The sequence below is a fragment of the Paenibacillus oralis genome, assembly GCF_003863965.1.
GTDB classification, from domain to species: Bacteria; Bacillota; Bacilli; order Paenibacillales; family Paenibacillaceae; genus Fontibacillus; species Fontibacillus oralis.
The window spans coordinates 290,335-304,736 of sequence record NZ_RRCN01000002.1; the positions used below are offsets into that span (position 1 = coordinate 290,335).

Here is a 14,402-nt window from a genome sequence, read left to right on the forward strand (position 1 = left end):
TCCCCCCTGTCCTAGTTGTTTCGCACCTGATTTCCTTTCAGCACGACATCGTTTTCGATCACCAGCGAACTGTCCTTGCAGCTCATCTCCACCTTCTCGCTTGCCGCCAGCGTAATGTTCTTTGACTGTAAAATCACATTTTCCGCCGCGGTTACTTTAATATCCTTGCTGCTGGTCAAGGTGATGCCGTTTTCATCCTCCAGCAGAATTGATACACCGTCCCCGGAAATCATAATGTAGTCCGGTGCCAGCACGATCATTTTCCCGTTCTTCGTCTTGAGCGTTTTGATTTCCGGGTCCTGCATCGGATCGCCGCAGCCCGCGCCGGCCGAGCCGCCAGAGCCGCCGGCCCCTGTCCCCGCACCCGCGCCTACGCCTGAACCCCCTGCCGCGCCGGAACCGCCTCCAGCTGCTCCGCCGCCCGAAGCGCCGCCGCCGGAGCCTCCCGCTTTCGCCACTGAACTGGTGGCAAAAGCGTCCTTCTCCTCATGCGTTGGAAAATAAATCCGCACATTATCCCCCTGCTCGGGCATAAAGTACCATCCCGCATTGTCCGCGGACGCGTAAATCGTCGAGTACGGCAGCCAGCAGGCCGTTCCTTCATCCTGAGCTGAATCCATGTTCAGATGCACCTTAACCCGATCTTTGCTTACGGCGAGAACTTGCCCCTGAACCGAAGCGCCAACGATCGTTTTGTTGTACTGTTTGGGGATCACCAGCCCGCCTTCTCTGGCTAATATATATCTGCGTTTTAAAACCCCTTGTTCCAGAACCATCCCGACCTGGCTCACCAGCAGCTTTTTTCCGTTAAACTCCACCTCATGCCCAACATCCAGCACCTGCGGCGACTCCACCTCATAGAACACAAAATCATGCTGCGAGACCCCCGGAATCCTGGCGCTCAGCGCCTGCTGATACAGGTCCATCCGTTTTTGAACGCGGTAATTGTGGACGGTCAGCTTGCCTTTGCCGCCGAGCTGGGGCAGCCCGAAATAACACAAGGTCCGCTCATCCATGGCGGCGGGGACAACCCCCGTATGAAAATGCGAAGCGAGCCGCTTGAGCAGCTGCCAATCGCTTTCTTGATACTGCAAAATCATACTTTCCAGCGAAGACCCGTTCGACGCGTAATCGATTAAGTCCGCCTGGGGATAGGCGCCGATGATTTTTTTCATCAGGGAGCTGTAGGCCAATCCGATTTGCTGAAAAGACCGGTCCACCGGCTGCAAGTCCAGCTTGTAGGTGTTTGACATCGCGGTCACGGAAATGAAATACACCCCTTGAACCATCTGGATTTCCACATCCAAAATCATGCCGTGGAACAGCGTCACCTTCTTGCCTTGCTCATCGACCTCTTTCACCACGATCTCCGTCTGTGCGTCGGCCATTTGCACATAACTGTCCTTGCGGCTTTCCGGAACGATCCCTTTAAACGTCAGCTTGACATGCTCGTTCATCCGCTTGTCGATCTTCAGTTCCTGCAGCCGCTCCAGTTCAAACGGCTCGATGACGATGTACGAATTCAGCGCCTGTTCCACCGTTTATCCCTCCCCTTTGCGTTCCTGGCCCATCACCTGCAAAGATGCCATTATGCCGTGTGCGATCGGACGCCATAACTTCATTTCCTTCTCCATGCAATTCACCCCGAAGAAAAGTCCTTTTTCTTCCCAGGCCATAAAAAAAGTCAAATTATAAATGTTGCCGTCCATCGCCGGGGAAACAAACTCGTAATATCCGACGCGCTTCTTACCTTGATGCTCCATCTGCACGGACTGTCCCTGGGAACGCTGCTGCCCTGCTTCCGGTTCAAGCTCACCCAACGCAAACACCCCGTCGGACAACCAGGAGGCATTGGGCTGCATGCGTTTCAGCATCTTCAGCAATTCCGCCTGATACACCTCCATCTCATCGTCAAACAGCCGATTCTCCGTAGGATTGACCGTCACGTTGACCGTCAGGGTATCATTGGTGTAAATCAGCTTGGGACGCCGTTCGGACGGGTATTTGATTTTCGCATAGTCCTCTGGCATTTCGGTAAAAGACGCCGGCAAACGTAAGGCAACCTGCCCCGGGAACACCTCCGTTACAGTAAACTCGATGCTTTCCTCTGCAAATTCCAGATCCCCGGCAAGAACCGCTCTCGTTACCTCCGGAATGGAAAGCCGATTCTCTCGAATCCGTTCTTGTTCCTGCTGCTCTTCCTCCCGAATCATCCTCAGAAACTGCTCATCGATAAAGTTGGACATGTACGCACCTCTTCCGCCATATGAACTCGCTTAAGCCCTATCAATTTCCGCCGTTTCCCCCAGTCAACACCCCGACAGTTACAAAAAACAGCGACCCCATCCCGATAAAACCGTCGAGAAAGCAATCGCCGTCTAAGGTGCAAAGATAAATCCTTTCTTACACTAACTGCATGGAGATGTATAGGAAAAAGGGATGATAAAACTCTTTCTTATGTATATCGGTATAAACTTCCAATTGCTTTACATCCATCTACTTAATATGGGTTAATCTACAAGCAGACACAAAAAAAGAAACCGCCCCTTTTGGAGCCGGCTTCCAGTGAAAATTAGTAGAAAGATCCTTAAATAACGATTTGTTTATTTAGAGACAAGGATTAGGGGGGGAGTGAAGATGCGCAACTGGACTAAATCCCTAGACGATCCGCTCTTTACGCGGTTTGTTATTTAGGCACCCTATTTAAACTTGCAAGCGTCGCGCACGTTATATACATCGCCGATCTTTAGTAATATTGTCTGTGGTTTGCTCAATTTTCCCGCTCCCCATCATTTCCTGGCCTATAAAAAAAGCCACTGGTGGTTGTTCAACCTCGAGGTATTGTTGAGCCAATGGTTTCATAAATTTATTACCCAATTGCACTTATTCTCCAGAAATTTTTAAATATTAACAACATTGTCCCATTCAGTTTGCATAAATGATGAATACCCTGCTGAAATTTTGATCAGCAGGGCATTCAAATTTAGATAGTTTTTTGTGCCGAATATAAAGTTACAACATGACCTCCAGAGCCATCCTCATCAATAAATCTAATTTGGCCAGTTAAGCGTACTCTATAATGCCCTTCCCCTTCAGATGGAGTCCAGGTATGCTGATTGTTTTCATGATCTGATAAACTTCCTGCGTAGTCAAAAGAATATGAGTCCACGTCGTCCCAAGTTAAATTATACCAATGTTCTTTGTACTGAAGTGTCATTGTTAAATCTACTTCAGTAACTATTTTTCCTTTAGATTTATAAGACCAGTTGCCTTCAAGATTACCATTCGAAAGCACATCAAGCCATAGGTCAAATGGATTTGTTGCTTGTATACTGATTGACTCATCAGTTGTTGATGCATCTGTAGCCGGAAATGTAGTATAAGCATCAATACTACTTCCTTCTAAAGAATCACGAAACTCATAAACTGATGATTCCTGGCTTGCCGATGCCTGTCCTTCTACATCTTGGGCAGACGCTTTAGCTCCCGTGAAAGAAACCATGGATACTAACAAGGTTAGTGCTAGTAGTATAGAGCCAAGTCTTTTCATTCTACCAATCTCCTTTTCTGTTTTATTTTTCCTTCCCAAATTTAATCTTATTATTGGTTATATATTTAATCAATGGGAAAAGTTAACTATTTATCCTTCCTTTATGGGGATAAAGTAGCAAAATATGTCAAGAACAATAAGTTTTATGGCTTTGACTTTATGGTTCTGGTTTTGTAATATGAAAGTTATATATATTGTGTAAAAAGTTTACATAAAATAAAGTCAGGGAGGACTTACAAAAGTGGATCTGATTAAGATTTACAAACAAATGCGTGCATGGGAAGAGGTTCGAGAAAGAGAGAAGAAAATGCTAGATGGAGTTATTGAATTAGACCCCCGTATTCTTAAAATATGCAAAGAGCAACAAGAAACTATAAAGGAGAAATTACTTCAATTTGGTGTGGATGTAGAGTATGTTTTAACAAACATTTTTCCATATTTAAAAAAAGAAGCTTGGATACTCGATCACGGAATTAAATTAAATAAAATTGAAAATGGTGGTTACGAATACGAATTGTATAAAGCACCGTTAAATGGAGATGCGAAGCCGCTTAAATTATTTTCCACACTAGAAGAAGCAGTCACTGAAATTCTTTCATGCTATCCTGAACTGGCACGCATTAAAACTGTAGAACAGGTTATTTCTGAATTGGAGTTCAAATAATTTATGAGTCAAAATATTTAAAAAGGCCCATCCCAAAGTTCAAAGTCTGTAGTGCTTTAATATAAACTTGCAGTATTTTTACCTGACCTACAGAATAAACGTCTTCCACTGCGCTGGATAGCACAAACTGGAAAATATACCAAGGTCATTAACATGAGAGAAAATGAACACAAAAAAACTTTACGCTTATAACGCGTGTCTGTAAAGGTATAGAGTCAGTAAGTTGTGTGAAGCTACTTGGCATGAATATGCGGATTGAATCTTAAGGCCCCTTCGAAGGGAATGTATGACTGCGCTTGACTCCCCAACTGTATGCGATATGCGTCATAGGCTTCTCCTGCTCCTCTCACTTCAAACCCGCAATGCGATGACAATACGATATTTTAAAAACCGAGACACTTTCCGCACAGCGCTTCATACTCTCAAACCGCAGCGGCAACATCGCTGCAATTCCTCTGTGTCTGCAGCCAGGTGAAGATAACGAACATGGCCGCGAAAGCCAACTCTCCAAAACCTAGCACTCCTACTGACTATTTACGGACACGCTTAAACGACTGGTCGACCGTTCGTGAGCGTAGACGATTTCCCCAGTACAATCTTCACAATCAGCTCATGCTCTTCGCCGTTCACCTTGGGAATGAAATACCGCAAAACAAACTTCCCTCGGGCCTTGTCGATGGATACTCCAAATGATACGTCTCCCCGAACAGCCGCATCCTCAGCGCATATCACCCGCCCTAAACGGCGGAATTCATAGCTCCGATTCGATTTTGCTTACTCGTTCGGAACTCAGGACAGCCTGGTAATTTGGGTCACGATGTGGTTGAATTGTCCCGCGGTTTGCACGATCGGCATGGACTCGCTCGGTGGGACTGTCCGAGGCGGGGCACCTGATCAACCATGCCCATCCACAGTAACTGACTGGTTGCAGGTAAGTGAATAATAGGTAGAGCGGCCGTTTATATGTCCGCAAATGGTAAACAGAATGTCTTGCGACCCTGATACTGCATTATAATGATTCCAGCCGGGATTATTAACACGAGCAATCAGTATCATTAAAGCCAGGCACACAAAAAAGGGCGCTCCCAGTGATTCAGGAGAACGCCCTTACGTTGATGAATATTCGCCTCTAGTCCAAGCCGGATTACATATCATACATCTAAAGGCGGCTTTTCATTTAAAATCAGTGATCCGAATTAACCCCCATAATGGAAGTCGAGCGTCCCAATAAGTGGTCCTACACTTATCACCAATACGACAAAAAACCTCTGGCCATACAACGATCCATTCTTTGTAGTAATATAAATATACCGACAACCGCAGAGAGTTGGGGTGACAGCGTAACTTACACTTAGGGTATCACTGGAACCGATGAACTAAGAAGAGCCTTAATTTACTTTAAATTAAGGCTCTTCTTAGTAATCGAAATAGTTACCTGCGTCGGTGGTTAACCTGAGTTTTAAACTCAATACTTCCATCAACATCACCATCATCCATTAGCTCGTAATTGATTAAAATGGTTCCATAATCAATAGGTGGATGTTGAGTAATCTTGTATTCGATTAGGCTCAAAAATGTCATTAACCGTTTTCTTGTCATGCCCACTCCTTGAAGTGCATTTGGTTGCTCTCGCAACCCGGTTTTGACATTATGATAATTTATTGCAAGTTCACCGTCACGAATAAAAAATTCCATTACTCCCTTAGGTAACTTAGATAAAGTCTTTGGGTAATAATCAGAGATGATGCATAGTTTTATTTGGTCAGATAATTTTAGGTTGTTTTGTGATAATCCAATCTTTTTACTTTCATATATAGAAGTATGTACTAAATTCATGATGCAAGCTCCTTTTCTGCCATAACCCTTATGACCTAATATATGTTGATGTGTAATCTTGGATCGCTAGGACCAAATGCTCTCATAGATCATGTGAACTAGAAAGTCCACTTAAGAAAATCCTACCAAGGTATTATCTATTAGTAAAGAATAATTCATTTTGTGAATAGGCGACATTTAGTGTATTATTTCGACAATTTTAGCGCTTTTTTATCGACAAATTTAGTAAGAAAACCAGCCTTATTGAGGCTGGTTTTCTAGTTCCCGAATGTATGCATTATGTTTCATGGTTAATTCGACAAATTCGTTAAAGCGGTGTCGTGAAATATAAATAAATTTGGACTTTGCGTCTGGGCAATCAGTGAAATATGCGCGTGCCCAGTCTTTATTAAATTTCCTGATTTTTGTAATATCAGGGATATCACCACGATCTGACCGATAGAAATGACATCCACTTGAATTTAGTGCACTAAGAAAACGATTAATCTTTTCTCCTCCAACTAGGTAGTATTTATCCGTTGAAGTATGGGCAATTAAGCGACCACTTACAATGCGAAAAAAAAGGATATCATCCACACTTAGAGAGAATAGTCCGCTTTTACCATCAGCATCTTTTGTCACTGCTAGTGTTCTATTCCATTCCATTACTTCATTTCTCTTTCATTTGGAGTAACTCTACTGGAGGCTTCGGTGAGTGAATCCAACCGATGCAGGCTATCTGCTGAGTCTTTTTTATACCGATTTTTCCAAGGAAATTAGTAACTCGGTTTAAGTCCATTAAATCACCACCTTTCTTTTGAATGTGATTAACGATAAGGCTTGTAAGAGAAATGTAACTGATAAAGGAGATGAAATGAGAAAAAAATTAAAAAAAATGATTAATGCTGACTTGCTCTTAAGCAAACTATATTTCTCCTTGGGAATAACCGTATCTTCTTCAATACGGGAAGGAGCATATATATAAACCAGAATGATGGATATAATGCAAAGTAAATAGTTTACATAAAAGGACAACGAAACATAAGGAATAAGATTCGACAAAATAATTGTTGTTGTAATGCATTTCCACGATTTAGACATGTGGTAACCACCTGAATATTGCCGTAAGAAATAAGAAGCAATTAATAGAACAAGCGTATCAACTGTATGACCTAGAATATAAGCCAGAATTAAGGAAAAAACAAATGTAAATAGGACATTCAAGAGAAGTATAAGAGAGAACTGTATAGTAGCAATGGAATAAGTATTTCCGGGACTCCTTTTCAACAAGGCAACAGCAAGGTTATAGGCTATTTTTGAAATCATACTCTCGCTCTTTCTTTATTCCGAAGACGGTCATGACAAGAATTAACACAGATAAGGTTGCAAAAGCAAAAATCAAGTTTTTAAGAATAAATAGGTATCCCAAAATTACAAATGATGCACTGATCAAAAAAATAGAAAAAATAATTTCACCTTTGAACGATAATCTATCAAATTCACGAGAGTACCCATATCCTTTATTAAATAGGTAGAGACTTGGGACAACGAGAGTAATCGCGGTTAGAAATTGTCCAATAAACTGATCAGATGAAGCGTTTTGAGCAGTCTCCAGAGAAAGTAAGCCAGTTGACGTTAATAAGAGCAAAATGCCTGTTTGCACTAAAAAGAATATGGCGTAACTTGCTAAAGAAATAATTATTGACCAGGTTATGGATGTCTTGAGAACAAATTTCACGAAAAATATAAACACAAGTAGTGCAATTAAAGGGAAAATTGTTTTAATTCCCATCTCTTCTCGTACAAAATAAGATAAAAAAGAAATAACTATGCTCACTGATGTGCTTTCTATAAGATATAACTTTGGATTAAATCTGAAGACACTTTGTAGGAGAACGAAGTAAGAAAAGGTCTCTACTGTTGAGAATACAATGTAACCTAATGCCAAAAAAAAAGCTTCCAAGAAAAAAATCCTCTCTACTTAATTTATTCAACTTAGTATTTACAAATACATTCTAGCAAATTGAAAATAACTATTCCATCAAATAAATATCTTGGAAAATTCGACGGCTATCCGGTGTATGTAGGTTTAATTTTTCAAATTATATAATGTGTTTAAAATCACATTTTAGGACAATTCTACATTTTTTTATGACCCCATCTATTTTAGTAGAACAAAGTGATCAATTCTATGTAATTCATCTCTTTTATTCGATTAATTTTAGTTGAAATTTAAAGATTTCTTTAATTCACTACATTCAATTATTTTAGTGCCAACAATGTAGTGATCAATATCTTCATAATTTATTATTTATTAACTCCCCTCTAACGTCATTACGCCTTCTGTGTTAATCATCATCCGTGTCATCTTCCTCGTTATATATTTCATCAGGGTGTATGCTACCGCTCCGAATATCCTTTATCATGCATTCGACAACCTTCAACTCGGCTAGCATACCGACTCTTCCGGAATACTTTAGCCTTGACTGCTCTTTAGCCCGTCCACGTACAGGTCGCGGGTCGTTATCCTCTATCCTACGGAGTTTCCGGCGAAGATACTTTCGGCGCTTTTCGATAGCAACCTGAAGGAGATTCAGTGTTTCTTCAGCATTTCTCACTAAAGAACTTTCCTTTCCGGTTCTTAATTGAACTACATGTGTTTTAATGGCATTAAAGTCGCAAATAAATCATCATTTGGGAACCATCTTGATACACTCTTTAGGGATCTCCGAGAAAAAGCTTCCGAAGTCGACCACATATTTGTACTACCAGCTATCAGCCAGAAAACTAGTACAAATAAACAATTCCCAATTTCTATTGTTTTCTTCCCTGGGCAACTTGATCAGTGATGTGCCGAATTAATACTCCGTGGCTTGTAGGAATTTCATACCCTGCATCACTGTGAAAAAAGTTAAGTATTAGCACCAGTCATCCTTTTTCCGCTTTGTCTAATAACCCAGGGTACGAGGATAAAAGAAAGTTAGCTCTGTGCTCCGTGGCGGCAATATTCATGTACGCCGACTCACTTCCATTAGTATGATTCTTGGTAACGGCCTGATGGTTAACGCTTAATCCATTCCTTGCTCTCCATCCTAATCAATCGCACTCCTAAAAATTCTTTTCTTTACTCTTTGTTTCTTATGACTCCTTTCTACCTTTTTTGAACATATCTAGCAAAAGTGTCGCAGCACCAATTAAAAAAGGTGAGCAAACTATAATTAGTATAGACATTTCTAATGAATTCAATTAATTAGCCTCCTCATTGATTTTGTCACCCAATGCGTACAACCAATTGTGCATTACTGGATTAATTCATAATCATGTTCAATCTCAAAGTCCCTAATCTGTACTCTTCTCCCTTAATAACTCTGGGATATCCCACGCATTGACAATGACTTGCAATTTGACACCGCGCTTCTACCCACTCATCGTTATTTATTCTTTTACTTCGCTCTTTAATCTTTACTGCATCAAATTATTTGGAATGTACATCAATCATAGATGCTCTTGGATGTACATTTTAATTATTTGCTCCTTGGTAATTGCCCCTGAGCCAACCATTAAATCCACATTATACTCACCGTCGCCAAACCAATGTTTTGCTTTGGGGTAAATTTTTTCGCATTGTGGGCAACTTTCTCCAGTGGTGAACATTCCCACGAAATCGTCTCCTGGGTGCTTACAAACAGTACAAATTTTAATTGACAATGCGACCTCCTCCTTTTGATTTTTCAACTACTTCTTCATCGGCCGAAGCGTAGATTTTCACGTCAGGAAGTTTCTGTATTGAGTGGCTCCAAAAGAATTTGGTGTATAGGAATCATCTTCCAAAAAGTACATGAAACTGTTTTTCATGCGGATCGCCCTTACAGTTGATCCTCCGGAGAAAGTTTTTGGGAAGTATCACATGAACCCACAACCCATCTCCGGACACCTTAACCCCTTTCTTTTGTTTACTACCTCTTATCAAAATATTGGGGAGTAAACATATTCGTAACCCACTTTGGTCGTTGTCTTTTCACGCTTAATCAAACGTAAATCAAATAATTTAGACAGGTAGGTGCTGCACTTATTCTTGCTAATACCTAACCTTTCAGCAGCGCCAGTTGATGTTATACTTAAACTGCCACATGAATAAAGATACTTAAGAAATTGACCAAGATATGGTTGCATAGGCCCTACAATATACACTTCAAAGGAACCGAGTTCTGTCTTTACACGAGCGAGCAGCGGCAATTCTGCATCACGAAGAGCCCGATCGATGTTAAAAATATGCTCATAGTTATTCACTTCTGTTTCAACGTAGAGATATACCTCTTGCGGTGACTCCTTTAAAAAACGTAAAGCCTGTCCAATAACCTCATCAGCTCCGGAACTATTTATCCACCTTATTTTTGAAAGGTCGAGGCAAAGTATGGTACCCGGAGTGGACGATATTATTTCGCTAACCATTTGCTCTCGGAGGTTTTTTAGCTCCGCGCGATCAAGTAAATCAGAGGTTTTCGTTTCCGAAAAAGTAATCTTTCGAGTTTTATATGCTGTATTCATCAACGAATTACTCTCTTCACTTCAGGATCAATTCCCTTCTCGTTTTTATCAGGGGTAAACTCTTCAAAATCTTTCCGGATCACCCGTATACCTGAATCTGATTGGTCTTGTATCGGATATGCATTGGCACTGGTATGGATAGTCGTCGTTTTTGATGAATCCAGTGTATTTGACTTGGCAAGCATGTTTTCCAGTGCATCTGCTACCGAAGCAGGTCGATGTGGACGTATGGGATGATTATTAGATTGGCCTATAGCTGTCTCCTGCCCACCTTCCCAAGGAGCAGATATTCGGGATTCGATAGAGCTTCGTGCATACGGAAATATTAGCCTTCCCAATAATAGTCCAATTAATAATGCAGGAATAATAAACCAAAGAGCTCTAGTAAATGAACGTAAACCACTTGATTTGTCGGTTACTTGCTGTTTGCCCTTGGTTTCGGAGCTCAGCGTTGGAGTCGTAGTCTCTATGGTATCTGAATTCGTTGTTGTCGAGGATACAATTGAACCGAGTGCTTGAATACTCTTTGAAGTCTGTGTCGTTACGCTATTGCAAAATAATAGAAGCGCTGTTATAAGTGAAATCGTTAGAAGAAAAGCGGCCGCCATTTTAATTGAGTTTTCCATATAACAAACCACCTACCCACGAATGACCCGCTTTACTTCTCCAGAAGAAGTATCTGCCGGCTCTTCGATCACAGAATTTGAATTGTTTTCACGAATTACCCGCGTAGCGGGGCTTGAATTGATATCCTCTTCTACCTTCAGACTATGTTGGCTTTTTCCAAGCTCCAGCCCCGTCCCAACTTGAGTTGGTACCGAAGTGACTGGTGGAGACGTGTCTTGAGAAACCAACATCCCTTCAAGTGCATCAGCTACTGACGGCTGGGGAACTTCTTGTTGTCGTCTTGCACGAATAGGTTCCGAAGAAGATCTTCTCGTAACTGATTCCCCGTCAAAGACAATTCTTATTCCTGTAAAAAGTATACCGAGCGTACCGAATGTAACAGCAACACCCTGAACAAATTTGAGGGACTTCTTTAACGGCTCAGCAAGGTTAACAGCTGATAGATCCACGTTGTTTGGATCGTAAGTTTGACTTTCACTGGCTGCCGAAGATTCGGTCGTTTGTTCACTGGATGATAGGGAAAACACTATATCAACAAATTTTGGCGCGGACACAAAAAACATTACCATGAACAACTGCATGATCAAGGATTTAAAGAGTTGCGCTCTGCGTTCCATAAATGCTCCTTACTATGCAAGATTTTGAATCTCTCATGGCTAAAGCCACGAGATTCTTGGGTAGTCCGTTCTGCTGAACAGAATTAGCACGTAATATGCCACCAAGCTATCCCCGAAGTTCCTGCGGTTCCTGCAATTATGCAGATAGGAGTCTCTTGCCTTCGGCAAGGATGTTTTTGCTTGCATTGATATCCCGATCATGGCGGGTATGGCAGGCCGGACATATCCACTCCCGAATATGAAGATCTTTAACTTCTTTATTTTGGTAACCACAACACGAACAGAGTTGAGAAGAGGCGAAAGTTCGGCCTACGACAACAACCATTCGCCCGTACCACTTTGCCTTATATTCAAGCATCGTTCTAAATTGATACCAGGACACTTCACCAATCGCTTTGGCCAGATTATGATATTTCATCAGGTTAGACACCTGCAAATCTTCAATCGCAATCATATCGTGGTTTTTGACAATATGCGTTGAAAGCTTTTGCAGGTAGTCTGTTCGGCAGTTGGCAATGTATTCATGGATTCGGGCTACCTTCACTCGTTGTTTATTCCAGCCCGAGGAACCTTTCACCCGTCTGGAAAGAATCCGCTGTTCCCGAATGAGCTTTTGTTCCATCTTCCGCAGGAATTTCGGATTCTCAAACACTTCGCCGTTGGATAATACCGCGAATTCTTTTAGCCCCATGTCTATACCAACTTCTTGGTTTGTTTTTGGCAGGGGATGTACATCGGTTTCTACTAACAAGGAAACAAAGTATTTTCCAGAGGAATTCCTTCTAATCGTCGCATGCAATATACGACCATCTACTTCTCTTGACTTGGCAAACCTTACTAACCCTAATTTAGGGAGTTTCATCTTGTTGCCTATGATCGAAATATTTCCATTGGTATAGTTGGTTTGATACGACTGTACAGGATTCTTTTTACTCTTAAATCTCGGTGCGTCAGTTTGTTTCCTAAAAAAACGGTTAAACGAATCCGCCAGATTTTTCAAGGCATTTTGCAAAGAAAATTTGTCTGGTTCTTTTAACCATTCGAGTTCTTGCTTCAATTTCGTGAGTTCGGCAGAACATGCAGCATACGACAATCCTTTTCCTGTGCTGCGGTAAGCTTCATTCCATAATCCCAAAAAGTGGTTAAATACAAAACGGGAACAGCCGATCGTCTTGTTGATGAGAACAACCTGATCTTGGCTTGGATAAATGCGAAATTTATAGGCTTTATGTACAAGCATGCACTCTCTTCACTTTCTGATCTTGAATATACTTTTGGATTTGTAGGTTCGCTCACCGTAGTAACAAAATAGGATGATTCATCACCATAATAATTTTACCATACGTAACAACCATGTCGGTCCATTGGCATGTCAAATGACATGACTGAACCAAAGTTTTCTTACTCATGAATAAAGTCGCGAGTTTGCGAAAACTCGTTATCAATGCCTTGCCGAAAATCCATGGTGGGAAATCCAGTAATGGTTAGTTTTCCTTCAACGTCGATGGTTATTTCGACGTTTCTCTCTTGAAATTCCTCCAGACGATGGTGATCGGTAAGAAGATGGATCGTTTGATTCTTAGATCCGCGCAATCCGTCTTCCGCGATTTTATCCATTTCAAAACGGCCGTCAATAAGCACATCGACATGTTTCAATATTTCAGGTCCGAGTGGTATTCTTTGAATTTCATTCAGGTAAAACCCACTGAAGATAACAATTGAGTCGTACTGATTTCGTAGCGCGATTACCAACTCCAATAAACCCTCTGGTTGAAGAAAAGGCTCGCCGCCACTAATAGTCACCCCATCAACCGTGAGAGGAATTCGGGTTATCAAATCGTTCACCGAGATTTCCTCTCCACCATTTTTAGAATGAGTTAAAGAGTTGAAGCACCCTGGGCAAGCCAGGGTACAACCTTGGAAATGAATCATCGCCCTATTTCCGGGGCCGTTAACAAAGGTGCTTGGGGTAAATGAATGTATTCTCATTTTAACTACCATTCACCTTCGTGGATTGAATCGAAGTATCTACGTTGAAGTATTCCGCCTTGCGCTTTTTATCGATCGTTTCGCCGCCAAGTGCCTCCTCGTATGGGGCAGTTGCTTTTTCACATGTATTTCCATCGAAGCCGAATGCTTCGATGGAAAATGTTCCGTCAGTTTTGCAGGTAATAACAATGCTCTTTTCTTTCATGGTTTATCCCCTCGCTCCCACTTTAAGTACCAGCCTGATGTCGCCGTTTTCGACACGCTGCATTTCCACGGGATGACCTTGGGCTCGAGCTACTTTTACGGTCGCAGCAGCTGTATATGCCTGCTTTAAATTATTTCCTTCTTTCCCGATCGCTCTAGCAACAGAGCCGTCGTACCAGTCGGCACTAATGTCATACCCATCTCCATTGTTGATCAATGCGACATCGTACGAACCATTCAGCTTTATGACGTAATCTGCTTGGATGGTATTACTGCTCCACCCGCGCGCTTTTGCATTTTGAATAAGCTGCAGGCCGAGCATAGTGCAGGCTTCTTTAAGAGCATCAATGTCCTTAAAATTCGCTTTCTTTTCTACCCAGTGTGACAT

The 14,402-nt window shown here is 41.8% G+C and carries 16 protein-coding genes; 1 reads left to right on the forward strand and 15 read right to left on the reverse strand.

The genetic code is table 11. The features are described 5' to 3' along the window. Positions 1–11: 11 nt before the first annotated feature. From EHV15_RS34955 to EHV15_RS34970, 3 genes are all read right to left on the reverse strand, one after another. Positions 12–1,538, reverse strand: coding sequence for a phage baseplate assembly protein V (locus EHV15_RS34955; protein WP_128635879.1), 1,527 nt, complete (start codon positions 1,536–1,538; stop codon positions 12–14). Between the two features lie 3 nt (positions 1,539–1,541). Next, entirely contained in the window at positions 1,542–2,246 is a 705-nt protein-coding gene (locus EHV15_RS34960) for a hypothetical protein (protein ID WP_128635880.1), read from the reverse strand. Between the two features lie 737 nt (positions 2,247–2,983). Then, on the reverse strand, positions 2,984–3,550 hold the full coding sequence (locus tag EHV15_RS34970) for a hypothetical protein (RefSeq protein ID WP_128635881.1): 567 nt from the start codon (positions 3,548–3,550) through the stop codon (positions 2,984–2,986). Positions 3,551–3,791: 241 nt separating this feature from the next. On the opposite strand from EHV15_RS34970, the gene EHV15_RS34975 reads away from it, so the two are divergent. Further along, on the forward strand, positions 3,792–4,214 hold the full coding sequence (locus EHV15_RS34975) for a hypothetical protein (protein WP_128635882.1): 423 nt from the start codon (positions 3,792–3,794) through the stop codon (positions 4,212–4,214). 1,431 nt (positions 4,215–5,645) lie between these two features. Here the strand turns inward: EHV15_RS34975 and EHV15_RS34980 are convergent. The 12 genes from EHV15_RS34980 to EHV15_RS35035 form a co-directional block, all read right to left on the reverse strand. Next, positions 5,646–6,050, reverse strand: a complete 405-nt coding sequence (locus EHV15_RS34980) for a hypothetical protein (RefSeq protein WP_128635883.1) — start codon at positions 6,048–6,050, stop codon at positions 5,646–5,648. Positions 6,051–6,290: 240 nt separating this feature from the next. Then, positions 6,291–6,695, reverse strand: coding sequence for a LytTR family transcriptional regulator DNA-binding domain-containing protein (locus EHV15_RS34985; protein ID WP_128635884.1), 405 nt, complete (start codon positions 6,693–6,695; stop codon positions 6,291–6,293). A 132-nt stretch (positions 6,696–6,827) separates the two neighbouring features. Further along, a complete protein-coding gene (locus EHV15_RS38520) occupies positions 6,828–7,355 on the reverse strand; it encodes an accessory gene regulator ArgB-like protein (protein ID WP_128635885.1) in 528 nt (175 codons plus the stop codon). Further along, on the reverse strand, positions 7,333–7,992 hold the full coding sequence (locus tag EHV15_RS34995) for a hypothetical protein (RefSeq protein ID WP_128635886.1): 660 nt from the start codon (positions 7,990–7,992) through the stop codon (positions 7,333–7,335). The genes EHV15_RS38520 and EHV15_RS34995 overlap by 23 nt, the downstream gene beginning before the upstream one ends. A 1,532-nt stretch (positions 7,993–9,524) precedes the next feature. Then, positions 9,525–9,737: a hypothetical protein gene (locus EHV15_RS35000; RefSeq protein ID WP_128635887.1), complete on the reverse strand. Its 213-nt coding sequence runs from the start codon at positions 9,735–9,737 to the stop codon at positions 9,525–9,527. 258 nt (positions 9,738–9,995) lie between these two features. After that, positions 9,996–10,580, reverse strand: a complete 585-nt coding sequence (locus tag EHV15_RS35005; RefSeq protein ID WP_128635888.1) for a hypothetical protein — start codon at positions 10,578–10,580, stop codon at positions 9,996–9,998. Beyond that, positions 10,577–11,203, reverse strand: coding sequence for a hypothetical protein (locus tag EHV15_RS35010; protein ID WP_128635889.1), 627 nt, complete (start codon positions 11,201–11,203; stop codon positions 10,577–10,579). The genes EHV15_RS35005 and EHV15_RS35010 overlap by 4 nt, the downstream gene beginning before the upstream one ends. Positions 11,204–11,215: 12 nt before the next feature. Beyond that, a complete protein-coding gene (locus tag EHV15_RS35015) occupies positions 11,216–11,821 on the reverse strand; it encodes a hypothetical protein (RefSeq protein WP_128635890.1) in 606 nt (201 codons plus the stop codon). Positions 11,822–11,957: 136 nt separating this feature from the next. After that, complete coding sequence (gene tnpB, locus EHV15_RS35020; RefSeq protein WP_128635891.1) at positions 11,958–13,061, reverse strand: IS200/IS605 family element RNA-guided endonuclease TnpB; 1,104 nt, start codon at positions 13,059–13,061, stop codon at positions 11,958–11,960. A 161-nt stretch (positions 13,062–13,222) separates the two neighbouring features. Then, on the reverse strand, positions 13,223–13,822 hold the full coding sequence (locus EHV15_RS35025; protein ID WP_342774101.1) for a 4Fe-4S single cluster domain-containing protein: 600 nt from the start codon (positions 13,820–13,822) through the stop codon (positions 13,223–13,225). Further along, complete coding sequence (locus tag EHV15_RS35030; RefSeq protein ID WP_128635893.1) at positions 13,812–14,015, reverse strand: DUF2997 domain-containing protein; 204 nt, start codon at positions 14,013–14,015, stop codon at positions 13,812–13,814. The genes EHV15_RS35025 and EHV15_RS35030 overlap by 11 nt, the downstream gene beginning before the upstream one ends. A gap of 3 nt (positions 14,016–14,018) precedes the next feature. Further along, positions 14,019–14,402, reverse strand: a complete 384-nt coding sequence (locus EHV15_RS35035) for a DUF1257 domain-containing protein (RefSeq protein WP_128635894.1) — start codon at positions 14,400–14,402, stop codon at positions 14,019–14,021.